This window comes from Cupriavidus sp. R6-3 (assembly GCF_059772245.1).
Map to the genome: position 1 here is coordinate 27,526 of NZ_JCBAJO010000013.1, position 24,718 is coordinate 52,243.

A 24,718-nucleotide genomic window follows, 5' to 3' on the forward strand; every position below is an offset into this window, starting at 1 on the left:
CCAGGCCCGGTGGCGGACGGCGGCGAAAGTCGGCATGATATGTCGCGTCCACATTCTCGCCGTCACGCACGCCGCTTCCCGGTGCCGCCCGCCAACCTGATCGCGCTGCTCAAGCGCATCCTTCCGCCGCCCGCGCCGCCGCTGGACGCCGATACCGAGGCCAAATTGCTGGCCGCGGTGCATCGCGTGATGCCCAGCGGCATCGTGGCGGCCCTGCTGCTGCCCGGACTGACGGCCGCCGCCTTCTGGCACGAGGCCAGCCGCGGCGCGCTGCTGGCCTGGTGCGCGGTGATGCTGCTGCAGGCGGCCGGTTGCGCCTGGTTCTACCTGGGCTACCTGCGCGATATCCCGACGCTGAGCCGCTCGGCCCATACCCGCAAGTGGCGCGACCCGATGCGCGGCGTGGCGGTGCTGGTGGGCCTGAGCTGGGGCAGCGCGGCGCTGCTGCACCTGGTGTCGTCGTCCCCGGTGTTTTCCGGCGTGCTGCTGGTGCTGACGCTCGGCGCGCTGGCCGGCGGCGCGAGCTCGCAGGCGCCGGCCCCGGTCAACCTGCTCTATGTCGGCATTCCGATCCTGGTGCCCAATCTGTTGCTGGCGGGCTACGCGTTTCCCGGCCACGGCGGCTATATCCGGCTGCTGCTGGTGATCTATGCGCTGATGCTGGCGCGCCATGCGCTGAACCTGCACGGCTCGCTGGTGCGGGCGATCCGGCTGGAGGGCGAAAGCCGCCGGCTGGCGCGGCAGTTCCAGCAGGAGAAGGAGCGCGCCCTGCATGCCAGCGAGGAGAAATCCCGCTTCCTGGCGGCGGCGAGCCACGACCTGCGCCAGCCGGTGCATGCGCTGGTGATGCTGGTCGAGGCGCTGCGCGCGCGCAACGATTCGCCGGCGCTGCGGCCGCTGGTCGAGCAGGTCGCGGCCGGCACGCAGACCATCGATCTGCTGTTCCGCTCGCTGCTGGACCTGTCCAAGCTGGAAGGCCGCAAGGTCTTGCCGACGCTCGAGCCCTGCGATGTCGGCCAGCTGGTGCGCGAGGTCTGCGACCAGTTCGCCGGGGACGCACGGGCGGCCGGGCTGCGGCTGTCGCCGCGCGTGGCCGGCGAGCTGCACGCGATGGCCGAGCCGGTGCTGCTGCGCCGGGCGCTGTTCAATCTGGTGCAGAACGCGCTGCGCTACACGCGCCAGGGCCGGGTGCTGGTCGGCGCCCGCATGCGCGGCAGCCAGGTGCGCATCGAGGTCTGGGACACCGGCGCCGGCATCCCGGCCGAGCACTTGCCGGACATCTTCGGGCCGTATTTCCAGGTCCACAACCCACAGCGCGACCGCTCGCACGGGCTCGGTCTGGGGCTGGCGATCTTCAAGGAATGCGTGCGGCTGATGCGCGGGACCTACGGCGTACGCTCGGTGCCGGGCAAGGGCTCGATGTTCTGGTTCACGCTCAATCCGGCGCCGGCCGAGTCGGTGGCCACGATCCGCGCGATGCGCCGCGACGCGGTGGCCCAGCACGCGATGCCGGACCGGCTGCACGGCGAGGTGCTGGTGGTCGACGACGACAGCCACGTGCGCAATGCCTGGATCGCGCTGATGGAGGCCTGGGGCGTGCGGGTGTCGTGCGCCGCCGATGGCGCCGAGGCCGAGCGGATGTTCGCCGGCGGCCTGCGGCCCGACATCATCTTCTGCGACCTGCGGCTGCCGGGAACGGAGAACGGGCTGGCGCTGCTCGAGCGGTGGCAGCAGACCCAGCCGCAGGCGCGCAGCGCGCTGCTGACCGGCGACCTGAAGTCGGCCGCGCTGGCCGAGGCCGAGGAGGCCGGCTATTTCGTGCTGCCCAAGCCGGTCGACCCGGGGGCGTTGCGGATGCTGCTGCGGCGCTGGCTGCGGACGGCATGAAGGCGTTGGCGGCCGCCTGGGTTGCCTGAGCCGCCCCAGGCCGCCCCGAGCCGCCCTGAACCAGATTGAGCTGGCAACTGGACTTTGACGGGCTTCAACAGGCTTTGACTCGCCTGAGCCGGCTGGCCGCGTGCTGCCCCGAGCCGCGTCTACTGTCGCAGCCGGAACCGCTCCATGCGGGACATCACCTGCATCCGCGTGCGCACGCCCAGCCGCTGCAGGATCGCCGACACGTGTTCCTTGACGGTGTTCTCCGTCAGGCCCAGCTCGCGCGCGATGACCTTGTTGGGCAGCCCTTCTAGCACCAGCGCCAGCACCGACCCCTGGCGCGGCGTCAGGCCGAGTTCGGCCGGCGTGACCGGGATGCTGTGCGTCGGGCCGAAGGCGCGCGGCTGGCCGTTCAGCGCCTCGTCGGACGGAAAGGCGGTGTCGCCGGCCAGCACGCGGCGCACCACCGCGGCGAAGGCCGGCGCGTCCAGATGCTTGCCGACGAAGCCGAAGGCGGACAGCGCGCGGGCCCGCTCGACGATCTCGGGCGTGGCCTCGGCCGACATGAAGATGAAGCGTGCGGCCGGCACGATGGCCTTGAGCGTCTGCATGGCATCGAAGCCGGTGCCGTCGTTCAGCCAGATGTCGAGCAGCACGATATCGGGCCGGAGCCCGCGTTGGAGGGTGTCCAGCGCCTCGGAGGCGCTCCCGGCGGCATGGACCGCAACATCGGGCATCACCTGCGCCAGGAACAGGGTGGTGCCGGACAGCGCCATGGGGTGGTCGTCGACCACCAGCAAGGTCGGTGCAACATTCGACATGCGATTTCCCGTCTAAAACAGCTTCGCCCTTGTTGTATGGTCCCGTCCCGTCGAGCGGGCGGATGGGCGATAGGGCGACTCTAGCAGAGCGAGCGGGACGTCACAATCCGCAATCGGGGGAAGCGCGGGCCGGTCAGTTTGCGGCGGAAGGCTTCCACGGCGCTGTCGCGGGGCGCCGCTTGGTAGAATTGCGCGATGAAAAATATCGTCATCCTCATCTCGGGGCGCGGTTCCAACATGGAAGCGATCGTCCGGGCCTGCGCCGAGCAGGCGTGGCCGGCACGGATCGCCGCCGTGCTGTCCAACCGCCCCGACGCGCCCGGCCTCAAGTTCGCCGCGGCGCAAGGCATTCCGGTCGGCGTGGTCGATCATCGCCACTATCCCGACCGGGCCAGCTTCGACAAGGCGCTGGCGAACGCGATCGACGCCCACGTGCCGGACCTGGTGGTGCTGGCCGGCTTCATGCGGATCCTGACGCCGGAGTTCGTCGAGCACTATGCCGGCCGCATGATGAATATCCATCCGTCGCTGCTGCCCAGTTTCCCCGGCCTGCATACCCACCAGCAGGCGCTGGAGGCCGGCGTCAAGGTGCACGGCGCCAGCGTGCATTTCGTCACCGCCGCGCTGGACCACGGTCCCATCGTGCTGCAGGCGGCGATCGAGGTCGGTCCTGGTGACACCCCCGACACGCTGGCGCAGCGGCTGCTGCCCTGCGAGCATCAGATCTATCCCCGCGCGGTGCGCTGGTTCGTCGAAGGGCGGCTGCGCGTCAAGGACAGCGTGGTCCATGTCGAGCCGCCCGAACCGCAATTGCTGATCGCGCTGGCCGCATCGTCCGACGATGCCGCCACCGCCCCGAATTCCGCTTCGAACCCCACTTCGGACTCCCCCTCGGACTCCGCCACCCCCATCGATACCACCGGAGCCCGTCAATGACCCGTCCCGCCCAGGCACCGCGCGGCGGCGCGCGTCCGCCCTCCCGCACCAAACGCAAGACAAGCCCGCTGCGCAAGGCCACCTCGCCGCGCGAGAGCGCCAACGACGGCCAGGCGCGTCCGCACGGCGCCCTGCACGCCACGCATATCCAGCATATCGACCGGTTGCTCGGCAAGGTGATGCTGTTCGCGCGGCCCGCTGACGCCGTGGTCAGCTACTACTTCCGCGAGAATCCCAAGCTCGGCCACCGCGAGCGGGGCATCATCGCCGAGGCCGTGTTTGCCGTGCTGCGCCGGCGCGTGGAATTCGCCCAGTTCGCCGAGTCCGGCTCGGGCGCCGCGCCGCGCCGGCTGGCCCTGCTGGGCCTGGCGGCGACGCTGGGTCGCGACGCGCTGACGCCGTTCCTGTATCCGGAAGAGGCCCAGTGGCTGGACCGGCTGATGACCATCGAACGCGCCAGCCTGGCGCCGCGCGTGCGCGCCAATCTGCCTGAGTGGCTGTACGAGCAGCTGGTCGCCCGGCACGGCGAGGCCTTTACCGCCGCGCTCGGCGATGCCTGGCTGCGGCCCGCGCCGCTGGATCTGCGCGCCAATCTGATCAAGACCTCGCGCGAGGCCGTGCTGGCGGAGCTGGAGGAGGCCGGACTTGCGGCCGAGCCGACGCCGATCGCCCCGACCGGCATCCGCCTGGCGGGCAAGCCGGCGCTGAACCAGCTGCCGCTGTTCATCAACGGACTGGTCGAGGTGCAGGACGAGGGCAGCCAGCTGCTGTGCCATCTGGTCGCCCCGCGGCGCGGCGAGATGGTGGTCGACTTCTGCGCCGGCGCCGGCGGCAAGACGCTGGCGCTCGGCGCGCTGATGCGCTCGACCGGGCGGCTCTACGCCTTCGACGTGTCGGACAAGCGCCTGGCCAACCTGAAGCCGCGCCTGGCGCGCAGCGGCCTGTCGAACGTCCATCCGGTGCTGATCGACTCGGAGCAGGACGCCAAGGTCAAGCGGCTGGCCGGCAAGATCGACCGCGTGCTGGTCGACGCGCCTTGCAGCGGCCTGGGCACGCTGCGGCGCAATCCGGACCTCAAATGGCGCCAGAGCCCGCAGACGGTGCTGGAGCTGACCGCCAAGCAGGCGGCCATCCTCGAATCGGCGGCGCGCCTGGTCAAGCCGGGCGGCCGCGTGGTCTATGCCACCTGCAGCGTGCTCGAGGCCGAGAACGAGGCGATCGTGCGTGACTTCCTGAGCCGCCATGCCGACTTCCAGCTCGTGCCGGTGGCACAGGTGCTGGCCGAGCAGAAGATCGCGATCGCCGACCTGCCCGAGGACGCGCAGACGTTGGCGCTCTATCCCCATCTGCACCAGACCGACGGATTCTTCGCGGCGGTGCTGGAGCGCTCGCGCCAATGAGCATGGGGGCCCCGGCCCCTGTCGTTTCGCGGATACCGGGCACTCACCGCCCGGTATTTTTTTGTTCTTCACTGTCGTTGCTTTCTTCACTGGTTGAACTCGTCGATCGATGGCCTCCAACTCCCTGACCGATCTGTCGCAATCCCATGCCGTGTTCGGCAAGATGCTGGGCGACCTGATGCAGGATGCCGGCGACCCCGGCTTCCTGTGGCAACTGGCCGTGCTGGCCGGCTGCGTGCTGCTGGCCTGGCCGCTGGCGCGCCATGTCGCCGGGCGGCTCGAGGCGCGCTACGCGGGTTCGAGCTTCGCGCTGCGCTTTGCCGCCGCGAGCCTGGAGCGCGCGATGTTTCCGCTGTTCGGCTGGCTGCTGGTGCTGGCGGCGCGCATCGCGCTGGCGCCGCTGATTCCGGTCAGCATGCTGCGGCTGGCGCTGGTGCCGCTGTTCGGCATCACCTTCCTCTATTTCGCCTTCTACGTGCTGCGCCGCGTGCTGTCCGGCAACGGCCAGCTGCACGGCATGCTGACGCTGGTGGAGAAGGTGCTGACCACGCTGGTCTGGGTCGGCATGGCGCTGTACGTGCTCGGCATGCTGTCCGAGGCGGTGCAGTGGCTCGATTCGATCCAGTTCGCCCTCGGGCAGCAGCGCATCAGCGTGGCCGATCTGCTGATGGCCTGCGTGTGGATCCTGCTGACGGTGCTGGCCGCGCTGTGGTTCGGTTCGTGGCTGGAAGAGCGGCTGATGCGCTCGGCGACCATCGACACCAGCCTGCGCGTGGTGCTGACGCGGCTGTCCAAGGCGCTGCTGCTGCTGGTTTCGCTGCTGTTCAGCCTGTCGCTGGTCGGCATCGACCTGACCGTGCTCTCGGTATTCGGCGGGGCGCTCGGCGTCGGCCTGGGCCTGGGCCTGCAGAAGATCGCCAGCAACTACGTGTCGGGCTTCATCATCCTGCTGGACCGCTCGGTCAAGCTCGGCGACCAGATCACGGTCGACAAGTACACCGGGATCGTGGCGCAGATCCGCACCCGCTACACCGTCGTGCGCAATGGCGACGGCGAGACGCTGGTGCCGAACGAGCAGCTGGTCGCGCAGTCGGTGCAGAACCATTCGTTCTCGAATACCAATGTACGGGTGGCGACCCGGGTGCAGGCCGACTACGACGCCGATCCCGAGATGGTGCTGGCACTGCTGACCGAGGCCGTGCGCGGCATTCCGCGCCTGCTGGCGGATCCGGCGCCGTCGGCCTTCCTGGTGGCGTTTGTCGACAGCGGGGTCGAGTACGAGGTGGCGGGCTTCATCGCCGATCCGCAGAACGGCAAGCTCGGCGTGCAATCGGAAATGAACCGCGCCATCTGGAAGGCATTCCGGGCCAGCGGCATTTCGATTCCCTATCCGCAGCGCGAGTTGCGTGTGCTGCCCCCGGACGGGACGCTGACCGCGACGCCGGTGTCGCGGGTCGCGGCCAATGCGGCGGAATCGGCATAAGAAAGGCGCGACAGGTCGCGTATGTGACGCCCTCGCCATTGAAGGAACGAAGTATCGTTTTCGGCGTCCAACACGGCAAACGAAAAGCACACGCACGGGTAAAAGCGGATGCCGGGACGCTGGCGTTCCGGTAAAATCGCGGGTCGTCCCGGGGATTCCCCCGGCCGGACTACCGATCCGTGCCCGAGGGCCAGCCGCCAGATTGCAGCGGCGCGTGCCGGGGTCCCGCGAAGGCGCAAGGCGCCTTGGCTGACGCCATAAGACGCAATCACTGGATTTGCAGTCATTTTTCTGCGCGTTGCTGCGACACCCCGACACGTCGCAGCCAGCCTCTATCAAGCACGGAGAACAGTTTGTTCGACACAATTCTTCAGTGGGCCGCCAACGGCCTTCTCGACTGGTCCTGGTGGAAGATCGTGATCTTCACCCTGGTCATGACCCACATCACCATCGCCGGTGTCACGATTTTCCTGCACCGGTGCATGGCGCACCGCTCGCTCGATCTGCACCCGATCGCCGCGCACTTCTTCCGCTTCTGGCTGTGGCTGACCACGGGCATGGTCACCAAGGAGTGGACCGCGATCCACCGCAAGCACCACGCCAAGTGCGAAACCGAAGACGATCCGCATAGCCCGCAGACCCGCGGCATCCGCAAGGTGCTGCTCGAAGGCGCCGAGCTGTACCGGGCCGAAGCCAAGAACAAGGAAACGCTGGCCAAGTTCGGCCACGGCACGCCCAACGACTGGATCGAGCGCAACCTGTATTCGCGCTTCACCTGGCAGGGCGTCGGCCTGATGCTGATCATCGACCTGGCGCTGTTCGGCGTGGTCGGCCTGTCGGTCTGGGGCGTGCAGATGCTGTGGATCCCGATTCATGCCGCCGGCATCATCAACGGCCTGGGCCACTGGTGGGGCTATCGCAACTACGATTGCGAGGACGCGTCGACCAATGTGTCGCCGTGGGGCATCATCATCGGCGGCGAGGAACTGCACAACAACCACCATACCTATCCGACCTCGGCCAAGTTCTCGATCAAGTGGTACGAGTTCGATATCGGCTGGTGCTACATCCGCGCGATGCAGGCGGTCGGCCTGGCCAAGGTCAAGAAGACCCCGCCCAAGGCGCGTCTGGTCGAGGCCCGTCCGGTCGATCACAACACGCTGGAAGCCATCATCGCCAACCGCTATGACGTGATGGCGCGCTATGCCAAGGCCGTCAAGAATGCTTACCGCGAGGAACTGGCCCAGCTGAAGGCCAAGCGCGTTGCCGACTATCGCCGCTTCAAGCTGGCGCGCAAGTGGTTCCACCGCGACGAGACCAAGCTGGCCGAGCCCCAGCGCCAGCAACTGGCCAGCATCGTCGAGCACAACAAGGCACTGCAGACCTTCGTCGAGATGCGCCGCGAACTGGCCGCGATCTGGGGCCGTTCGAACCTGACGCGCGAACAGCTGCTGCAACAGCTGCAGGCCTGGTGCCACCGCGCCGAAGCGAGCGGCATCCAGGCGCTGCAGGAGTTCTCGCTGCGCCTGCGCCGCTACGCGTAACGCCTGATAAGAAGGACAACGCCTGCTACAATGCCAGGCGCGCCCGAAGCCCCGCCATGCTGTCGCTGGCGGGGCTTTTCTTTTGGCGACGCCGCCCCATCTAGAGGCCGGTCCCGGCCACAATGACCAAGCGAGGCGGTGCGGCGGCGAGCACGGGTGCCCCGAGGAGTACAGGAGATGACCCCCCAAACGATCAAGACCGTCGAGTTCGAGAAACCGACGCAGATGCAGGCGGACGGTGGCGCGAGCTGCGTCGCCCACGCCTGGGCCAAGGTGCCGCCCGCGCTGACGCCGGACGAGCGCTCGGCATTGAAGGATCGCATCCGCGCGCTGCTGAAGGCGCGCAATGCGGTGCTGGTCGCGCACTACTATGTCGACGCCGACCTGCAGGACCTTGCCGAGGAAACCGGCGGTTGCGTGTCCGATTCGCTGGAGATGGCCCGCTTCGGGCGCGACCATCCGGCGCAGACGCTGGTGGTGGCCGGCGTGCGCTTCATGGGCGAGACCGCCAAGATCCTCAGTCCCGAAAAGACCATCCTGATGCCCGACCTGGACGCGACCTGTTCGCTGGACCTGGGCTGCCCGGCCGACGAGTTCGCCGCGTTCTGCGACGCGCATCCGGACCGTACCGTGGTGGTCTATGCGAACACCAGCGCCGCGGTCAAGGCGCGCGCCGACTGGATGGTGACCTCCAGCATCGGCCTGAAGATCGTCGAACATCTGCACGCGCGCGGCGAGAAGATCCTGTGGGCGCCCGACAAGCACCTGGGTGGCTATATCCAGCGCCAGACCGGCGCCGACATGCTGCTGTGGCAGGGCTCGTGCCTGGTGCACGACGAGTTCAAGGGCATCGAGCTCGATCTGCTGCGCAAGGAACATCCGAAGGCCAGGATCCTGGTGCATCCGGAATCGCCGGCCAACGTGGTGGCCCAGGCCGACGTGGTCGGCTCGACCTCGCAGCTGATCGCCGCCGCGCAGCAACTCGACGCCAACGAATTCATCGTCGCCACCGACAACGGCATCCTGCACAAGATGCGGATGGCCGCGCCGGGCAAGCATTTCATCGAGGCGCCGACCGCCGGCAACAGCGCGACCTGCAAGAGCTGCGCGCATTGCCCGTGGATGGCGATGAATGCGCTGACCAATCTGGCCGAGGTGCTGGAGACCGGCCGCAACGAGATCCATGTCGATCCCGACATCGGGCGTCGCGCCTATACCTGCATCGACCGCATGCTCGACTTTGCCGCGCGGCAGAAGGCCAACGTACGGCCCGCCGCCGACCTGGCCAAGGAGCAGGCGCTGTTCCAGGGGATCGGTCCGGCATGAGCGAGTCCTCGAACAACGACGCAGTGAATCCGGTCTTCGACCAATACGGACCCGCGCTGGTCGAGGCGCTGCGCGAGAACGTCCGCGCGGCGATCGCCGAGGACGTCGGCTCGGGCGACTGGACCGGCCAGCTGGTGCCGGCCGACAAGCAGGCGCACGCCCGTGTGATCGTGCGCGAGGAGGCGGTGCTGTGCGGGCAGCCATGGTTCGATGCCTGCATGCATGCGGTCGATCCGCGTTTGCAAATCCGCTGGCTGCAACGGGAAGGCACTCTCATGGCGGCCGATTCCGTGGTCTGCGAGATCGACGGCCCGGCCCGGTCGCTGCTGACCGCCGAGCGGCCATCGCTGAATTTCCTGCAACTGCTGTCGGGCGTGGCCACCGCGACGCGGCGCTATGCCGACCTGGTCGTCGGTACGCGCGCCCGCGTGCTCGACACGCGCAAGACGCTGCCGGGACTGCGCCTGGCGCAGAAGTACGCGGTCAAGGTCGGCGGCGGCGACAACCAGCGGCTTGCGCTCTATGACGGCATCCTGATCAAGGAAAACCATATCGCCGCGGCGGGCGGCGTCACCGCGGCGCTGCAGGCCGCGGCCGCGCTGAACGCCGGCGTGCCGGTGCAGGTCGAGGTCGAGTCGCTGGTCGAACTGGAGGAGGCGCTGGCCGCCGGTGCCGTCTCGATCCTGCTCGACAACTTCACCGAGCCGATGATGCGCGAAGCGGTGCGCGTCAATCGCGGCCGCGCGGTGCTGGAAGTGTCCGGCGGCGTCAACGCGAATACGATCCGGCGTTTCGCCGAGACCGGCGTCGACCGGATCTCGGTAGGCGCGCTGACCAAGGACGTGCGCGCGACCGACTACTCGTTGCGCATCATCGGCTGAGCGGGCTCGCACTGCGTCGAGCCCGAGCCGGCTGCTGCCCCGGCCCCGTCTTGGGTCGCGCTTCGGTTGCCCACCGGTCGCGCTTCGATTGCGCTCCGGTTGCCCTCCGGCCGCGCGTTCAGTTGCCGCGGCGGCGTCCGTTCGGCGGCTGCAGCACGGTCGGCAGCGCCTTCGGCAACGTCCCCGGGTAGTCGCGGCTGAAATGCAGGCCGCGACTTTCGTGGCGCGCATAGGCGCTGTCGACAATCATCGCCGCCACTTCGACCAGATTGCGCAGTTCCAGCAGATCGCGTGTGACGCGGAAGTTCGCGTAGTACTCGGTGATTTCCTCGCGCAGCAGCGCGATCCGATGCTGCGCGCGTTCCAGCCGCTTGCTGGTGCGCACGATGCCGACGTAGTTCCACATCATCCGGCGCAGCTCGTCCCAGTTGTGCGAGACCACGACCTCCTCGTCGGCATCGGACACGCGGCTCTCGTCCCACGGCGGCAACGCCAGATCGGGTTTGCCGGCCTTGGCCTGCGACGCGATGTCGTTGGCGGCCGCCCGGCCGATCACCATGCATTCGAGCAGCGAGTTCGATGCCAGCCGGTTCGCGCCGTGCAGGCCGGTGTAGGCCGTCTCGCCGACCGCGTACAGATTGTCCAGATCGGTGCGTCCCGACGTGTCGGTGACCACGCCGCCGCAGGTGTAGTGCGCGGCCGGCACCACCGGGATCGGCTGGCGCGTGATGTCGATGCCCAGTTCCAGGCAGCGCGCGTGGATGGTGGGGAAGTGTTCGCGCAGGAAGGGCGCGGGCTGGTGCGTGATGTCGAGGTACACGCAGTCCAGGCCGCGCTTTTTCATCTCGAAGTCGATCGCGCGGGCCACCACGTCGCGCGGCGCCAGTTCGGCGCGCGCATCGTGCTCCGGCATGAAGCGGGTGCCGTCGGGCAGCACCAGCCGGCCGCCTTCCCCGCGCACCGCCTCGGAAATCAGGAATGACTTGGCATACGGGTGGTACAGGCAGGTCGGATGGAACTGGATGAATTCCATGTTCGCGACCCGGCAGCCCGCGCGCCAGGCCATCGCGATGCCGTCGCCAGTAGCCGTGTCCGGATTGGTCGTATAGAGATAGACCTTGCCCGCGCCGCCGGTGGCCAGCACGGTATGGCTGGCGGTCAGCGTATGCACCTGGCCGTTGGCGTCGTCGAGCACGTACAGCCCGAGGCAACGGTTGCCGCCCAGTCCCATCTTGCGCGAGGTAATCAGGTCGATCGCGAAATGGTCTTCGAGGATCGTGATATTGGGATGGCGGCGCACCTGCTCGGTCAGCGTCGTGACCACGGCATGGCCGGTGGCGTCGGCCGCGTGGATGATGCGGCGATGGCTGTGGCCGCCCTCGCGGGTCAGGTGATAGCCGAGTTCGGCCTGTTCGTCGCGCGTGAACGGCACGCCCCGGTCGATCAGCCACTGGATCGCTTCGCGCCCGTGCTCGACGATGAAGCGGGTCGCGCCTTCATCGCACAGGCCGGCACCGGCGATCAGCGTATCCTGCGTGTGTTCGTCGTGGCTGTCGCCGGAGTCCAGCACCGCCGCGATGCCGCCCTGGGCCCAGTCGCTGGCGCCTTGCGTCATGTCGCGCTTGCTCACGATGACAACCCGGTGGCTGTCGGCCAGTTGCAGCGCGACCGTGAGGCCGGCCAGGCCGCTGCCGACGATGGCGACGTCGAAGTTCATGATGCGTGGTGGCGCGGCGAGGGCGCCGGTGGTGCGGGAAAGCTCGAAAGTGTACACCGCCGATCAAGCCGCCGCGCCTTGCCCCTGCTGGTGGCGCGGCGTGCTGCGGCTCCCACGGCATGTTGGGCAGAGCCGGCAGTGGGGGAGCGGGGAAGTCGGGGAAGTCGGGGAAGTCGGGGAAGTCGGGGAAGTGGGGGAAGTCGGGGAAGTCGGGGAAGTCGGGGAAGTCGGGGAAGTCGGGGAAGTCGGGGGAAGTCGGGAAGTCGGGAAGTCGGGAAGTCGGGAAGTCGGGAAGTCGGGAAGTCGGGAAGTCGGGAAGTCGGGAAGTGGGGGAGCGGGGCAGCGGCGACGAGCAGGCAACAAAAAACCCCGCCATGGCGGGGTTCTTCGCTGGAACGCAGGATCAATTACTTGATCTTGGTTTCCTTGTACTCGACGTGCTTGCGCGCGACCGGATCAAATTTCTTGATCGACATCTTTTCCGGCATGGTGCGCTTGTTCTTGTCGGTGGTGTAGAAGTGACCGGTACCCGCGGTGGATTCCAGTTTGATCTTGTCGCGTCCGCCTTTGCTGGCCATGATGAACTCCTAATTAGACTTCGCCGCGTGCGCGCAGGTCGGCGAGCACGGAGTCGATGCCTTTCTTGTCGATCAGGCGCAGACCGGCGTTCGAGACGCGCAGGCTCACCCAGCGGTTTTCCGATTCAACAAAGAAACGACGGTTCTGCAGGTTGGGCAGAAAACGGCGCTTGGTCTTGTTGTTTGCGTGGGAAACGTTGTTGCCGACCATCGGCGCTTTCCCGGTCACTTGACAGACGCGTGCCATGAAGCACTCCTAAATCTTCTATTCGTGGACAATGTTCGCAACAGATCAACAAAAGGCGCGCGGGCCCGGACTGCAGCGGTTAAGACTTCAGCAAAACGGGCATTATAGACCGAAATCCCTCGGCCGATCAATGCCTTCTGTGCGTTGACGCCACGGCGACGCGCCCGTGCCTTTGGCGTCACAGTTGCCGGTGCTCGGCCAGCGAGTAGGTCGTATTGCCGGCGACGATGAAGTGGTCGAGCACATGGACGTCGATCAGTGCCAGCGAATGCGCCAGCGCCTTGGTCATCGCCAGGTCCGCGGGACTCGGCGCCGGATTGCCCGACGGGTGGTTGTGGGCGACGATCACCGCGGCCGCATTATGCGCCAACGCCTGCCTGGCCACCTCGCGCGGGTAGACGCTGGTTTGCGTCAGCGTGCCGCGGAACAGCTCCTCGGCGGCCAGCAGCCGATTGCGCGCATCCAGGAACAGGCACAGGAACACCTCGTAAGGCCGCTGCGCCAGCGACAACCGCAGGTAGTCCCGCACGGCCTGCGGCGACTCCAGGCCCGGCGCCATCGCCAGCTGCTCGGCCAACGCCCGCCGCGTCAACTCGACCACCGCCTGCAGCTGCACGTACTTGGCGGTGCCGACGCCGCGCACCCGGCTCAGTTCGGTCTGGCTGGCGGCGAGCAGCCCGGTCAGCGAGCCGAATGCCGCGATCAGCTCGCGCGCCACATCGACCGCGCTCTTGCCCGGCACGCCGACGCGCAGGAATACCGCGAGCAGTTCGGCGTCGGACAACGAGGCGGCACCGGCTTGCAGCAGCTTTTCGCGAGGACGTTCGCTGGCGGGCCAATCGGGGATGGGCATGGCGGTCTCGTTCGGGAAGCGGCGTCGGAGGGCGGGGCGGACCCGTGGCCGCGATCGGCGGCGCCGGGTCCAGTCGCTTACAATACGGGTTCTCGACTGGTTGAGCATTCATGAATTCGCAAACTTTTGCGTCGGACTCCGGCGGCGCCACCGCGCGCAAGACCGTGCAGGCCGATTCCTTCCTGACCTTGCATTACCGCATCTCGCTGGAGAACGGTACCGAGGTCGTCAGCACCTTCGACGACAAGCCCGCCACGCTGCTGCTGGGGCAGGGCCAGTTCGCGCCCACGCTGGAACAGGCGCTGCTCGGCATGGCCGAGGGCGAGCGCACCAGCTACCGTCTGGCGCCGGAGCACGCCTTCGGGCCGCGCAATCCCGAGCTGCTGCAGCGCGTGTCGCTGGCCACGCTGCGCGAGAACAGCTCGTTCGAAGAGGACTACAGCCCGGGTGACCTGGTCGAGTTCAACGCGCCCGGCGGCGGCAAATATGCCGGCGTCCTCAAGGAAATCGGCGAGACCTCGGCGCTGTTCGACTTCAATCATCCGCTGGCCGGACAGACCATCCTGTTCGACGTCCAGCTGATCGGCATCCTCTGACGACCTGCTCCGGCCGCCTCGGCAGCCGGAGCGCAGCTACCTCCCCGCATGTCCGAAATGACTCCCGCCCCCGACGCCGAGATCCTGCTGGCCCAGCCGCGCGGCTTCTGCGCCGGGGTCGATCGCGCGATCGAGATCGTGGAGCGCGCGCTCCAGCGCTTTGGCGCGCCGATCTACGTGCGCCATGAAATCGTGCACAACGCCTATGTCGTGGCCGATCTGCGCCGCAAGGGCGCCGTCTTCGTGCAGGACCTCGACGAGGTGCCGGCCGGCGCGACCGTGATCTTCAGCGCCCACGGCGTGTCGCGCAGCGTCCGCGCCGAGGCGCAGGCGCGCGGCCTGAACGTCTTCGACGCGACCTGTCCGCTGGTGACCAAGGTGCATGTCGAGGTCGGCAAGATGCGCGCCGAAGGCTGCGAGATCGTGATGATCGGCCATCGCGGCCACCCCGAGGTCGAGGGCACGATGGGCCAGGCCGACGGCGGCATGCTGCTGGTCGAGTCGCCCGCCGACGTGCAGACCCTGCAGGTCGCCGATCCCACGCGGCTGGCCTATGTCACGCAGACCACGCTGTCGGTCGACGAGACCGAGGAGATCGTCGCCGCGCTGAAGGCACGCTTCCCGGAAATCCGCGAGCCGAAGAAGCAGGACATCTGCTATGCGACGCAGAACCGCCAGGACGCCGTCAAGTTCATGGCGCCGCAGGTCGACGTGGTGATCGTGGTCGGCAGTCCCAACAGCTCCAACTCGAACCGCCTGCGCGAACTGGCCGAGCGGCTTGGCGTGCCTGCCTATATGGTCGATGCGCCGGAACAGGTCCGTCCCGAATGGATCGCCGGCAAGCGCCGCATCGGGCTGACCGCCGGCGCTTCGGCGCCGGAGGCGCTGGCCCAGTCGATCGTCGACCGGCTGCGCGCGCTCGGCGCGCGGCAGGTGCGTCCGCTGGAGGGCATCGAGGAAAACATGTCGTTCCCCCTGCCCAAGGGCCTGCAGGCGACCGCCGCCTGAGTCCCGCGGACCTTCCCGGTTTTTAGCAGCGCCCCGCCTCGAGCGGGGCGTTGTCGTTTTGGCCGGCGCGTTTTCGCGCCATCGCACTGTGCCATGCCGAGTGTCGGGCTTCCGTCGAAAGAAACTTAATCGTCACAACGATATATTGACTCGGCACAAGGCGCGTCTTTTGCGAAGGACTTTAGGGTAATTCCCCTAAATACGGGTTTTCCCTCGATTGGTGCGAACGCGGATTGCCGACATTCTAAATTGGTGCATATTTCTTTTATGAAATGCCTAATTAATATCTATAAAGATAGGTGCCTTGTCAGCCACGCTGGAACGTCCGGAAGGCCGCCTGGTGACGTGGCGGGCACGGATCTTGTTAGGTATCTCAAAGAGCCCCTGTTGTGAATGGGAATTGCCCCAATGACGGCATTGGGGAAATTACCTAGCTCAATAGAAGGGTAAAAGGCCCAGGTTGTTGCGTCGCGTATTGCATCCGCAAAAAAAGGGGATACAATGCGCGCGTTTCAAATTGAAACTAAACCAAGGCGGTGCAGGGAAACGGACGGGAGGCGTTGCGTAACCCTGATCTTGTGAATCCTAGGAGATCACTCATGCAAATCACGTTGGCCAAGATTCTGCCGATCGCAGCGGCAGTGGCACTGGTTACTGCCTGCGGCAAGAAGGAAGAGGCGGCGCCCGGTGCGACGGCCTCGGCACCTGCCGCGGCGGCACCGGCTGGCGGCGAGGTGGTGGTAAAGATCGGCCATGCGGCGCCGCTGACCGGTGGGATCGCCCACCTTGGCAAGGACAACGAGAACGGCGCGCGCCTGGCCGTCGAAGAGGTCAACAAGGCCGGTCTGGAACTGGGCGGCAAGAAGGTCCGCCTGGAACTGGTCGGCGAAGACGACGCGGCCGATCCGAAGACCGGCACCTCGGTGGCCCAGAAGCTGGTCGACGAGAAGGTCGTCGCCGTGGTCGGCCACCTGAACTCGGGCGTGTCGATTCCTGCCTCCAAGATCTATAGCGATGCGGGCATCGTGCAGATCTCGCCGTCCTCGACCAACCCCGACTACACCAAGCAGGGCTTCAAGACGACCTTCCGCGTGGTGGCCACCGATGCCCAGCAGGGCCCGGCCCTGGCCAACTACGCCGCCAAGAGCCTGAACGCCAAGAGCGTGGCGATCGTCGACGACGCCACCGCCTACGGCAAGGGCCTGGCCGACGAGTTCGAGAAGACCGCCAAGGCCGCCGGCGTCAACATCGTGGCGCGCGAGGCCACCAACGACAAGGCCACCGACTTCAAGGCCATCCTGACCAAGATCAAGGGCAAGAAGCCGGACGTCATCATGTACGGCGGCATGGACGCCACCGGCGGCCCGTTCGCCAAGCAGGCCAAGGAACTCGGCATCCCGGCCAAGATCGTCGGCGGCGACGGCGTCTGTACCGACAAGGTCGCGGAACTGGCGGGCGATGCGGTCAGCAACATCATCTGCTCCGAGGCCGGCCTGGCGTTGTCCAAGATGGAGAAGGGCGCCGAGTTCCAGAAGCGCTACCAGGAACGTTTCAACGCACCGGTGCAGATCTACGCTCCGTTCACCTACGACGCCGTGATGGTGATCGTCGATGCGATGAAGCGCGCCGGCTCGACCGAGCCCGCGGCGATCCTGGCGGAGATGCCCAAGACCAACTACCAGGGCGTGATCGGCAACATCGCCTTCGACGAGAAGGGCGACATGAAGGAAGGCACCATCACGCTGTACGACTACAAGGACAAGAAGAAGTCCGTGCTTGACGTCGTGAAGATGTAATTCGGACCTACCCGGTCCTCCGAACGGCACCGTGAGTACTTTGCGGTGCCGTTCTTTTTAGCCTCGCCTTTTGTGACAGCGCCCTTACCATGGGTGGAACGCGGCAGGCCGTTGCTTTACCCGCTTACCAGCACATAACCACTTACCAAACCACTCACACCCCGCTGCCCGGTCGGCATCCATCCATGCCGGAAGTGCGGGCGGCAAGCCAGGAGTATTCATGGATATCCTTATCCAGCAGATCGTGAATGGTCTGGTGCTCGGCAGCATCTATGCGCTGATTGCACTCGGCTACACCATGGTCTACGGCATTCTCGGGATCATCAACTTCGCCCACGGCGATGTGCTGATGATCGGCGCGCTGACCGCACTGTCGGCGATTCTCGCACTCCAGCAATTCGCCCCCGGCCTGCCGGAATGGCTGACGCTCGTGATCGCCACGCTGATCGCGATGCCGGTCTGCGCGATGCTGTCCTATTCGATCGAACGGATTGCCTACCGGCCGCTGCGCAACGCGCCCCGGCTGGCTCCGCTGATCACCGCGATCGGCGTCTCCATCATGCTGCAGACCATCGCGATGATGATCTGGTCGCGCAATCCGCTGACCTTCCCGCAGCTGCTGCCCTCGAGCCCGATCGATATCGGCAACACCGGGGCCACGATCACCGGCAAGGAGATGGTCATCATCGGCATGGCCGTGATGGTGATGGCCGGGCTGCTGACGCTGGTCAACCGCACCAAGCTCGGCCGCGCGATGCGCGCCACCGCCGAGAATCAGCGCGTGGCGGGCCTGATGGGCGTGAACCCGAACTTCGTGATCTCGGCCACCTTCATGATCGGCGCGACCCTGGCTGCGCTGGCCGGCGTGATGATGGCGACGAACTATGGCAACGCGCACTTCTACATGGGCTTCATCCCCGGCCTGAAGGCGTTTACCGCGGCCGTGCTCGGCGGCATCGGCAACCTCGCCGGCGCGATGGTCGGCGGCATGCTGCTGGGCCTGATCGAGGCGCTGGGCGCCGGCTATATCGGCGACCTGACCAACGGCGTGTTCGGCTCGAACTACCAGGACGTGTTTGCCTTCATCGTGCTGATCACCGTGCTGGTGTTCCGTCCGTCCGGCATCATGGGCGAACGTGTGGCCGACCGGGCGTAAGGGGATCGCAACGATGAACACTCCGATTTCTACGACGGCGCAGGCCGCGCCGCTGACCAAGACGCCGGCCAAGACCATGTTCGCGCTGGCGGCCTTCCTGGTGATCGGCCTGTGCGCGCCGTTCGCCGTGCAGTTCATGGGCGGCAACTACTGGGTGCGCGTGCTCGACTTCGCGCTGCTGTACATCATGCTGGCGCTGGGCCTGAACATCGTGGTCGGCTTCGCCGGCCTGCTGGACCTGGGCTACATCGCCTTCTATGCGGTGGGCGCCTATCTGATGGCGCTGCTCGGCTCGCCGCATCTGGCCAACCAGTTCGAGACCATCGCGCAGCTGTTCCCCAACGGCTTCCATGTCAGCGTCTGGTGGGTGCTGCCATTGGCGGCATTGGTGGCGGGCATCTTCGGCGTGCTGCTCGGTGCGCCGACGCTGAAGCTGCGCGGCGACTATCTGGCGATCGTCACGCTCGGCTTCGGCGAGATCATCCGCATCTTCATGAACAACCTGGACCGGCCGGTCAACATCACCAACGGTCCCAAGGGCATCACCGCGGTCGATCCAATCACGATCTTCGGCTTCAACTTCTCCAAGACGCACGAGTTCTTCGGCCTGAAATTCACGCCGGTGTTCATGTACTACTACCTGCTGATCCTGCTGGTCGTGGCGATCGTGTTCGTCTCGCTGCGGCTGCAGAACTCGCGCATCGGCCGCGCCTGGGTGGCGATCCGCGAGGACGAGATCGCGGCCAAGGCGATGGGCATCAACACCCGCAACATCAAGCTGCTGGCCTTCGCCATGGGCGCGTCGTTCGGCGGTGTCTCGGGCGCGGTGTTCGGCGCCTTCCAGGGCTTCGTCTCGCCCGAATCGTTCACGCTGTGGGAATCGATCTATGTGCTGGCGATCGTGGTGCTTGGCGGCATGGGCCATATCCCGGGCGTGATCCTGGGCGGCATCCTGCTGATCGGCTTTCAGGAGCTGCTGCGCGTGGTGGCCGAGCCGGTGCAGAACATGCTGTTCGGCCATGTGATCGTCGACGCCGAGGTGCTGCGCCAGCTGCTGTTCGGCCTGGCGCTGGTCGGCGTGATGCTGTATCGCCCGGCGGGCCTGTGGCCGTCGCCGCGCAAGGAAGACCGGCCGGTGATTCGCCGCCCCGGTAGCGTTGGACGTCTGTGAAGCGGGAGGACCTGATGAGCAACGAAAACATCCTCCTGTCCGTCAAGGGAGTGAACAAGCGCTTCGGCGGCCTGCAGGCGCTGTCGGATGTGGGCCTGGAGATCCGGTCCGGCGAGATCTACGGCCTGATCGGCCCGAACGGCGCCGGCAAGACCACCTTCTTCAACGTGATCACCGGGCTCTACACCCCCGATTCCGGCGAGTTCGTGCTGGACGGCAAGCCCTATCAGCCGACCGCGGTGCATGAAGTGGCCAAGGCCGGCATCGCCCGCACCTTCCAGAACATCCGCCTGTTCGGCGACATGACGGCGCTCGAGAACGTGATGGTCGGCCGCCACGTGCGGACCAAGGCCGGCGTGATCGGCGCGATCTTCCGTCCGCCGGCGGTGCGCAAGGAAGAAGAGGGCGTCGAGGACATGGCGCATGACCTGCTCGAGTACGTCGGCATCGGCAAGTACGCCAACTTCACCTCGCGCAATCTGTCGTACGGCCACCAGCGCCGCCTCGAGATCGCCCGCGCGCTGGCGACCGAGCCCAAGCTGCTGGCGCTCGACGAGCCCGCTGCCGGCATGAACGCGACCGAGAAGGTCGAGCTGCGCGGCCTGCTCGACAAGATCCGCAGCGATGGCCGGACCATCCTGCTGATCGAGCACGACGTGAAGCTCGTGATGGGCCTGTGCGACCGCATGACCGTGCTCGACTACGGCAAGGTCATCGCGCAGGGCCTGCCGTACGATGTCCAGAACAACCCGGCGGTGATCGAGGCCTACCTCGGCACTTCGGCCCACTGACGGGGAGCCGCAAATGAAAGACACACTACTGAAGATCGCCGGCCTGAAGGTCGCGTACGGCGGCATCCAGGCCGTCAAGGGCATCGACCTGGAAATCCGCGACGGCGAACTCGTGACGCTGATCGGCGCCAATGGCGCCGGCAAGACCACCACGATGAAGGCGATCACCGGCCTGCAGCCCTGGGCCGGCGGCGAGGTCGAATACCTGGGCCGCTCGATCAAGGGCGTGCCGAGCTACGAGCTGCTGAAGCAGGGCCTGGCGATGGTGCCGGAAGGCCGCGGCGTGTTCGCGCGCATGACCATCACCGAGAACCTGCTGATGGGCGCCTTCACGCGCAAGGACGAGGCCGGCATCAAGGACGACATCGACCGCATGTTCGGCATCTTCCCGCGGCTGAAGGAACGCGCCAACCAGCTGGCCGGCACCATGTCCGGCGGCGAGCAGCAGATGCTGGCCATGGCGCGCGCGCTGATGAGCCAGCCGCGCCTGCTGCTGCTGGACGAACCGTCGATGGGCCTGTCGCCGATCATGGTCGAGAAGATCTTCGAGGTCGTGCGCGATATCTCCGGCCAGGGCGTCACCGTGCTGCTGGTCGAGCAGAACGCCCGCCTCGCGCTGCAGGCCGCCAACCGCGGCTATGTGATGGAGTCCGGCCTGATCACGATGAGCGGCAACGCCGCCGACATGCTCGACGACCCGAAGGTACGCGCCGCGTATCTGGGGGAATGAGCCTGTCGCGATAGGAAAGAAAACGGCGGCCGAAGGGCCGCTGTGCAGTCGCCAGCCCCGCCATGCCTGCATGGACGGGGCTTTTTTTATCGTTCCGCCGGCGCAGGCCGGATCGAATTGTGCGACGACACCACCTGCCACCCATGCGGCGTGCGTACGAACACATCGGTGAAGACGACGTCCGTCGGCTTGGCCTTCGCATTGGGCCGATAACGGTTGACGCCTGTGACCACCGCGCTGTCGCGAAACGTGCGTACCTTCAGTTCGGTCAGCGTCTGGCTGGAGCCCGGCGGTGGGGGGCCGGCGGACAGCGATTCGGCGCGGTTGCGCATCCCACCCAGCGGCGAGATGTTGACGAAGGTCGGATGGAGCAGGCGTTCCAGCGCCGCGCGATCGCCGGACTCGGTGGCGGTCAGCCAGTCCTGCTCGGCCTTGAGGATGGCGGCGTGGTCGGCGGCCTCGTCGGCCGCGGCCGGTGTGGCAGCCAGGGTGCCGAGCGCCAGGGCGGCCACGGCAAGCGTGGTAGCCAGCCCGCGCCTGTGGGGATGGAGGCGACCGCCCATTGTTGTTCTCCCGGTCCTGGATGGCATCAGTATAGGCAAGCGAATATTACCGTCGTCCCCACGCGCGGCGGGTGGCGGTGAACGAAGGGAGGCTACGGAGAGGTGCCAAAGAAAAAGGCCGCCGTGCCATCGCAGCAGGGCGGCCCGTTTCCGAACCACGGGCGATCATCGCCGACCATCACGGACCATCGCGCCGTGGACGACGGCAGACGGCCGGCGCCCCAAGGTCAGGCGAGCGACTTCAGCAGCGTCCGCAGCATGCCGATCATCTGGTCGATTTCCTCGCGGGTCACGTTCAGCGCCGGCATGAAGCGCAGCAGGTTCGGCCGCGGCGAATTGAGCAGCAGGCCCTCCGGCTGCATCTCGCGCGCCTGCTCGACCAGCTGCGGGCCGATGTCCTTGCCGAGCATCAGCGCGCGCAGCAGGCCCTCGCCCCGTTCGCCGGCCAGGCCGAACTCGTTCGACAGCGCCAGCAGCTGTTCGCGCAGATACGCGCCCTTCTCCTGCACCTGCTGCAGGAAGCCCGGCGCCAGCAGCTGCTCGAACACCGCGCTGCCCACCGCGCACATCAGCGGGTTGCCGTTGTAGGTGCCGCCCTGGTCGCCGGCTTCGAAGCTCGCCACCTCGGCCTTGCACAGCAGGGCCGACAGCGGCACGCCGCCGCCGATGCCCTTGCCCAGCGTCATGATGTCCGGCTCGACGTTCGACAGCTCGTAGGCGAACAGCGTGCCGCAGCGGGCGCAGCCGGCCTGCACCTCGTCGACGATGAACAGCAGCTTGTGCTTGTCCGCCAGCGCGCGCAGGCCTTGCATGAATTCGCGCGTGGCGGGCACCACGCCGCTCTCGCCCTGCACCGGCTCGAGCATGATGCCGACCGTCTTGTCGTTGATCAGCGCCTCGACCGAAGCCAGGTCATTGAGCTGGGCCTTCGGAAAGCCCGGCACCTGCGGCGCGAAGATCGTGTCCCAGCCGGCCTTGCCCGACGCGCTCATGGTCGCCAGCGTGCGGCCATGGAAGCTGTGGTCCATCGTGATGATCTCGTAGGCGCCGTTCTTGTGCTTGCGCCCCCATTTGCGCGCCAGCTTGATCGCGCCCTCGTTGGCCTCCGCGCCGCTGTTGGCGAAGAACACCTTGTCGAAGCAGCTGTTGTCGGTCAGCGTCTTGGCCAGCCGCAGCATCGGCTCGTTGTAGAAGGCCGGGCTCGGATTGATCAGCTTGCGGGCCTGCTCGTTCAGCGCCGCGATCATGCCCTCGTTCGAGTGGCCCAGGCAGTTGACGGCCCAGCCCTGCACGAAGTCCAGATAGCGCTTGCCCTGATGGTCCGTCAGCCACGAGCCCTTGCCCTCGGTGAAGACGAGCTCGGGCCGGTTGGTGATGTACATCAGCGATTGGACGGGATACTCAGCAAATGCCATGGCGGACTCCAGAGATCGGCAAACAAGGAAAAGGGAAGGGCGGCAAAACAAAAAAGCCACGGGGGTTGCCCGTGGCTTGATGACCTGAACAGACGCTGTCGACGGTCAGCCGCGTGGCACCCTGGCGGGATGCGACGTACGGAAGCTGCGTCGGATGTTGGCGTGGTTCATGCGGCCAACTATAAGACGCAGTCGCCCCAGTGTCAAAGACGACGGTGGCGGTCCGGATCGTCATTGTTGTTCTCGCGAAACGATGGTGCGGTCGTGTGCGGGCGTGGCACGGCAAGCGGCGCGGGCCGGGCAGGGCGCGATCCGGGCCAGCAGGGCCAGCCGGGCCGCGCCGCGAGCCCGGGTTCAGGCCACGCCGGCCGGGTGCAGGTCGGCCTCGGAGGTGAACGAGTCGGCGAAGAACGCATCCTCGTGCAGCGCGCACTGGGCGGTGAAGTCGCGCCGCGCCGATTCGACCATCACCGGGGCGCCGCAGGCATAGACCTCGTGGCCCGACAGATCCGGGTAGTCCGCCATCACGGCCTGGTGGACGAAGCCGGTGCGGCCGTCCCACTCGTCCTCGGCCAGCGCGTCCGAGACCACCGGCACGTAGCGGAAGTTCGGCAGCTCGCGCGCCCACTGCTCGCACAGCGCGTGCATGTAGAGATCGCGCGGACGGCGGCCGCCCCAGTACAGCGTCATCGGCCGCGTGATGCCGGTGTAGGCGGCGTGCTCGACGATGGCCTTGATCGGCGCGAAGCCGGTGCCCGAGGCCAGCAGGATGATCGGCTTGTCCGAGTCCTCGCGCAGGAAGAAGCTGCCCAGCGGACCCTCGAAGCGCAGGATGTCGCGCTCCTTCATTGCCGGCTGGCCCTCGCGCGCGCCGAACACATAGTCGGTGAAGGCGCCGCCCGGCATATGGCGGAAATGCAGTTCGATCGGGCCTTCCTCGTGCGGCGGCGTGGCGATCGAATAGCTGCGGCGCTTGCCGTCCCGCAGCAGGAATTCGACGTACTGGCCGGCCAGGTATTGCAGGCGCTCGGTGGCCGGCAACTGCAGCTTCGCCACGATGACGTCCTCGGCCACGCGTTCCAGCGATTGCACGCGGCACGGCACCTTCTTGATCGGGATATCGCCGGCGCCATGGACCTCGCGGCATTCGATGGTCACGTCCGAGGCCGCATTGGCGCAGCAGAACAGCGCGCGGCCCTCGGTCTTTTCCTGCGCGGTCAGCGCGGAGGCGGCATGGTCGCCCTGGACGATGTCGCCGGCGGTGACGCGGCCCTTGCACGAACCGCAGGCGCCGTTCTTGCAGCCATAAGGCAGGCCAATGCCTTGACGCAGCGCCGCCGACAGGATGGTTTCGTTCGCTTCCGCCTCGAATTGGCGGCCGCTCGGCAGCACGGTTACTTGATAAGCCATAATCTCTCGATGAGCAAAGATCTGTCGCCACCCCGTCTGGCCCGCCCGCGCTTGCTGATCGTGGGCTGTGGGGACGTAGGCATGCGTTGCCTGCAAATGCTTGCCCCGCGCTGGCGCGTGTTCGCCGTGACCTCGCAGCCCGGCCGCGTGGCGGCCTTGCGGGCGGCCGGCGCGGTGCCGTTGGTAGCCAATCTGGACGAGCCGGCGACACTGAAGCGCCTGGGCGGCCTGGCCGATCGCGTGTTGCACCTGGCGCCGCCGCCGGCGCGCGGCGAAGACGATCCACGTACCGTTGCCCTGTTGCGGGCGCTGCGGCGCAGCGCATGGCGCCGCCCCGCGCGGGAACCCCGCATTCTACCCGAGCGGCCCGGACGGGGGACCGGCGTGGCCACTCGCGGCGGCGCGCCGGCGCTGGTCTACG

General features: G+C 67.0%; 23 protein-coding genes. 15 read left to right on the plus strand and 8 right to left on the minus strand.

The window, feature by feature from the left end; translation table 11 throughout:
* The first annotated feature begins 39 nt into the window (after positions 1 to 39).
* Complete coding sequence (locus tag AC6EI8_RS04580; RefSeq protein ID WP_498381394.1) at positions 40 to 1,887, plus strand: hybrid sensor histidine kinase/response regulator; 1,848 nt, start codon at positions 40 to 42, stop codon at positions 1,885 to 1,887.
* Positions 1,888 to 2,036: 149 nt separating this feature from the next.
* Here AC6EI8_RS04580 and AC6EI8_RS04585 read toward each other — a convergent pair whose 3' ends face one another.
* Positions 2,037 to 2,696: a response regulator gene (locus AC6EI8_RS04585; RefSeq protein WP_149316710.1), complete on the minus strand. Its 660-nt coding sequence runs from the start codon at positions 2,694 to 2,696 to the stop codon at positions 2,037 to 2,039.
* 195 nt (positions 2,697 to 2,891) lie between these two features.
* On the opposite strand from AC6EI8_RS04585, the gene purN reads away from it, so the two are divergent.
* The 6 genes from purN to nadC all read left to right on the plus strand — a co-directional run bounded on the left by purN (position 2,892) and on the right by nadC (position 10,266).
* Entirely contained in the window at positions 2,892 to 3,632 is a 741-nt protein-coding gene (gene purN, locus AC6EI8_RS04590) for a phosphoribosylglycinamide formyltransferase (protein WP_226107225.1), read from the plus strand.
* Positions 3,629 to 5,032, plus strand: a complete 1,404-nt coding sequence (locus tag AC6EI8_RS04595) for an RsmB/NOP family class I SAM-dependent RNA methyltransferase (protein WP_149316712.1) — start codon at positions 3,629 to 3,631, stop codon at positions 5,030 to 5,032. Before purN ends, AC6EI8_RS04595 begins: the two co-directional genes overlap by 4 nt.
* A gap of 109 nt (positions 5,033 to 5,141) precedes the next feature.
* Complete coding sequence (locus AC6EI8_RS04600) at positions 5,142 to 6,515, plus strand: mechanosensitive ion channel family protein (protein WP_498381395.1); 1,374 nt, start codon at positions 5,142 to 5,144, stop codon at positions 6,513 to 6,515.
* Positions 6,516 to 6,868: 353 nt separating this feature from the next.
* Positions 6,869 to 8,059 carry a DesA family fatty acid desaturase gene (locus tag AC6EI8_RS04605; RefSeq protein ID WP_006575665.1) on the plus strand — a complete coding sequence of 397 codons (1,191 nt, stop codon included), beginning with the start codon at positions 6,869 to 6,871 and terminating at the stop codon, positions 8,057 to 8,059.
* A 177-nt stretch (positions 8,060 to 8,236) separates the two neighbouring features.
* On the plus strand, positions 8,237 to 9,385 hold the full coding sequence (nadA, locus tag AC6EI8_RS04610) for a quinolinate synthase NadA (protein WP_150083361.1): 1,149 nt from the start codon (positions 8,237 to 8,239) through the stop codon (positions 9,383 to 9,385).
* Positions 9,382 to 10,266: a carboxylating nicotinate-nucleotide diphosphorylase gene (gene nadC, locus AC6EI8_RS04615; protein WP_498381396.1), complete on the plus strand. Its 885-nt coding sequence runs from the start codon at positions 9,382 to 9,384 to the stop codon at positions 10,264 to 10,266. Before nadA ends, nadC begins: the two co-directional genes overlap by 4 nt.
* Before the next feature lie 118 nt (positions 10,267 to 10,384).
* Here the strand turns inward: nadC and nadB are convergent, their stop codons facing one another.
* From nadB to radC, 4 genes are all read right to left on the minus strand, one after another.
* The gene (gene nadB / locus AC6EI8_RS04620) at positions 10,385 to 11,983 is read right to left on the minus strand and encodes an L-aspartate oxidase (RefSeq protein ID WP_498381400.1); all 1,599 of its coding nucleotides are present in this window, start codon (positions 11,981 to 11,983) and stop codon (positions 10,385 to 10,387) included.
* 407 nt (positions 11,984 to 12,390) lie between these two features.
* Complete coding sequence (rpmG, locus tag AC6EI8_RS04625; RefSeq protein WP_006575662.1) at positions 12,391 to 12,561, minus strand: 50S ribosomal protein L33; 171 nt, start codon at positions 12,559 to 12,561, stop codon at positions 12,391 to 12,393.
* A 13-nt stretch (positions 12,562 to 12,574) separates the two neighbouring features.
* The gene (gene rpmB, locus AC6EI8_RS04630; RefSeq protein WP_006575661.1) at positions 12,575 to 12,808 is read right to left on the minus strand and encodes a 50S ribosomal protein L28; all 234 of its coding nucleotides are present in this window, start codon (positions 12,806 to 12,808) and stop codon (positions 12,575 to 12,577) included.
* Positions 12,809 to 12,986: 178 nt separating this feature from the next.
* Complete coding sequence (gene radC / locus AC6EI8_RS04635; RefSeq protein ID WP_149316716.1) at positions 12,987 to 13,661, minus strand: RadC family protein; 675 nt, start codon at positions 13,659 to 13,661, stop codon at positions 12,987 to 12,989.
* Between the two features lie 110 nt (positions 13,662 to 13,771).
* Here radC and AC6EI8_RS04640 point away from each other — a divergent pair, with 110 nt between their 5' ends.
* From AC6EI8_RS04640 to AC6EI8_RS04670, 7 genes are all read left to right on the plus strand, one after another.
* Positions 13,772 to 14,257: an FKBP-type peptidyl-prolyl cis-trans isomerase gene (locus AC6EI8_RS04640; RefSeq protein WP_006575659.1), complete on the plus strand. Its 486-nt coding sequence runs from the start codon at positions 13,772 to 13,774 to the stop codon at positions 14,255 to 14,257.
* 48 nt (positions 14,258 to 14,305) lie between these two features.
* Positions 14,306 to 15,265 (plus strand): 4-hydroxy-3-methylbut-2-enyl diphosphate reductase, encoded by a 960-nt coding sequence (gene ispH / locus AC6EI8_RS04645; RefSeq protein ID WP_149316717.1) that lies wholly within the window; start codon positions 14,306 to 14,308, stop codon positions 15,263 to 15,265.
* Positions 15,266 to 15,864: 599 nt separating this feature from the next.
* Positions 15,865 to 17,061, plus strand: a complete 1,197-nt coding sequence (locus AC6EI8_RS04650; protein ID WP_149316718.1) for a branched-chain amino acid ABC transporter substrate-binding protein — start codon at positions 15,865 to 15,867, stop codon at positions 17,059 to 17,061.
* Positions 17,062 to 17,281: 220 nt separating this feature from the next.
* Entirely contained in the window at positions 17,282 to 18,217 is a 936-nt protein-coding gene (locus AC6EI8_RS04655) for a branched-chain amino acid ABC transporter permease (RefSeq protein ID WP_149316719.1), read from the plus strand.
* Positions 18,218 to 18,230: 13 nt separating this feature from the next.
* Complete coding sequence (locus tag AC6EI8_RS04660) at positions 18,231 to 19,388, plus strand: ABC transporter permease subunit (protein WP_498381397.1); 1,158 nt, start codon at positions 18,231 to 18,233, stop codon at positions 19,386 to 19,388.
* A gap of 14 nt (positions 19,389 to 19,402) precedes the next feature.
* A complete protein-coding gene (locus AC6EI8_RS04665; protein ID WP_149316721.1) occupies positions 19,403 to 20,179 on the plus strand; it encodes an ABC transporter ATP-binding protein in 777 nt (258 codons plus the stop codon).
* A 13-nt stretch (positions 20,180 to 20,192) separates the two neighbouring features.
* Positions 20,193 to 20,909 carry an ABC transporter ATP-binding protein gene (locus AC6EI8_RS04670; protein WP_149316722.1) on the plus strand — a complete coding sequence of 239 codons (717 nt, stop codon included), beginning with the start codon at positions 20,193 to 20,195 and terminating at the stop codon, positions 20,907 to 20,909.
* A gap of 86 nt (positions 20,910 to 20,995) precedes the next feature.
* On the opposite strand, the gene AC6EI8_RS04675 is transcribed toward AC6EI8_RS04670, so the two are convergent.
* The 3 genes from AC6EI8_RS04675 to AC6EI8_RS04685 all read right to left on the minus strand — a co-directional run bounded on the left by AC6EI8_RS04675 (position 20,996) and on the right by AC6EI8_RS04685 (position 24,297).
* Positions 20,996 to 21,421: a nuclear transport factor 2 family protein gene (locus AC6EI8_RS04675; protein ID WP_498381398.1), complete on the minus strand. Its 426-nt coding sequence runs from the start codon at positions 21,419 to 21,421 to the stop codon at positions 20,996 to 20,998.
* Positions 21,422 to 21,699: 278 nt separating this feature from the next.
* Positions 21,700 to 22,887, minus strand: a complete 1,188-nt coding sequence (locus AC6EI8_RS04680) for an acetylornithine transaminase (protein ID WP_149316724.1) — start codon at positions 22,885 to 22,887, stop codon at positions 21,700 to 21,702.
* Positions 22,888 to 23,241: 354 nt separating this feature from the next.
* Positions 23,242 to 24,297: a CDP-6-deoxy-delta-3,4-glucoseen reductase gene (locus AC6EI8_RS04685; RefSeq protein ID WP_149316725.1), complete on the minus strand. Its 1,056-nt coding sequence runs from the start codon at positions 24,295 to 24,297 to the stop codon at positions 23,242 to 23,244.
* Positions 24,298 to 24,306: 9 nt separating this feature from the next.
* Here AC6EI8_RS04685 and AC6EI8_RS04690 point away from each other — a divergent pair.
* Positions 24,307 to 24,718, plus strand: a 412-nt coding sequence (locus AC6EI8_RS04690; RefSeq protein WP_498381399.1) for an NAD-binding protein, incomplete at its 3' end; no start/stop codon positions are given.

Excerpts from the sequence above, each read along its gene's own strand:
- AC6EI8_RS04580 (WP_498381394.1), top strand. The coding sequence starts at position 40 with ATGTCGCGTCCACATTCTCGCCGTCACGCACGCCGCTTCCCGGTGCCG.
- AC6EI8_RS04585 (WP_149316710.1), bottom strand. The coding sequence starts at position 2,696 with ATGTCGAATGTTGCACCGACCTTGCTGGTGGTCGACGACCACCCCATG.
- purN (WP_226107225.1), top strand. The coding sequence starts at position 2,892 with ATGAAAAATATCGTCATCCTCATCTCGGGGCGCGGTTCCAACATGGAA.
- AC6EI8_RS04595 (WP_149316712.1), top strand. The coding sequence starts at position 3,629 with ATGACCCGTCCCGCCCAGGCACCGCGCGGCGGCGCGCGTCCGCCCTCC.
- AC6EI8_RS04600 (WP_498381395.1), top strand. The coding sequence starts at position 5,142 with ATGGCCTCCAACTCCCTGACCGATCTGTCGCAATCCCATGCCGTGTTC.
- nadA (WP_150083361.1), top strand. The coding sequence starts at position 8,237 with ATGACCCCCCAAACGATCAAGACCGTCGAGTTCGAGAAACCGACGCAG.
- nadC (WP_498381396.1), top strand. The coding sequence starts at position 9,382 with ATGAGCGAGTCCTCGAACAACGACGCAGTGAATCCGGTCTTCGACCAA.
- nadB (WP_498381400.1), bottom strand. The coding sequence starts at position 11,983 with ATGAACTTCGACGTCGCCATCGTCGGCAGCGGCCTGGCCGGCCTCACG.
- rpmG (WP_006575662.1), bottom strand. The coding sequence starts at position 12,561 with ATGGCCAGCAAAGGCGGACGCGACAAGATCAAACTGGAATCCACCGCG.
- rpmB (WP_006575661.1), bottom strand. The coding sequence starts at position 12,808 with ATGGCACGCGTCTGTCAAGTGACCGGGAAAGCGCCGATGGTCGGCAAC.
- radC (WP_149316716.1), bottom strand. The coding sequence starts at position 13,661 with ATGCCCATCCCCGATTGGCCCGCCAGCGAACGTCCTCGCGAAAAGCTG.
- AC6EI8_RS04640 (WP_006575659.1), top strand. The coding sequence starts at position 13,772 with ATGAATTCGCAAACTTTTGCGTCGGACTCCGGCGGCGCCACCGCGCGC.
- ispH (WP_149316717.1), top strand. The coding sequence starts at position 14,306 with ATGTCCGAAATGACTCCCGCCCCCGACGCCGAGATCCTGCTGGCCCAG.
- AC6EI8_RS04650 (WP_149316718.1), top strand. The coding sequence starts at position 15,865 with ATGCAAATCACGTTGGCCAAGATTCTGCCGATCGCAGCGGCAGTGGCA.
- AC6EI8_RS04655 (WP_149316719.1), top strand. The coding sequence starts at position 17,282 with ATGGATATCCTTATCCAGCAGATCGTGAATGGTCTGGTGCTCGGCAGC.
- AC6EI8_RS04660 (WP_498381397.1), top strand. The coding sequence starts at position 18,231 with ATGAACACTCCGATTTCTACGACGGCGCAGGCCGCGCCGCTGACCAAG.
- AC6EI8_RS04665 (WP_149316721.1), top strand. The coding sequence starts at position 19,403 with ATGAGCAACGAAAACATCCTCCTGTCCGTCAAGGGAGTGAACAAGCGC.
- AC6EI8_RS04670 (WP_149316722.1), top strand. The coding sequence starts at position 20,193 with ATGAAAGACACACTACTGAAGATCGCCGGCCTGAAGGTCGCGTACGGC.
- AC6EI8_RS04680 (WP_149316724.1), bottom strand. The coding sequence starts at position 22,887 with ATGGCATTTGCTGAGTATCCCGTCCAATCGCTGATGTACATCACCAAC.
- AC6EI8_RS04685 (WP_149316725.1), bottom strand. The coding sequence starts at position 24,297 with ATGGCTTATCAAGTAACCGTGCTGCCGAGCGGCCGCCAATTCGAGGCG.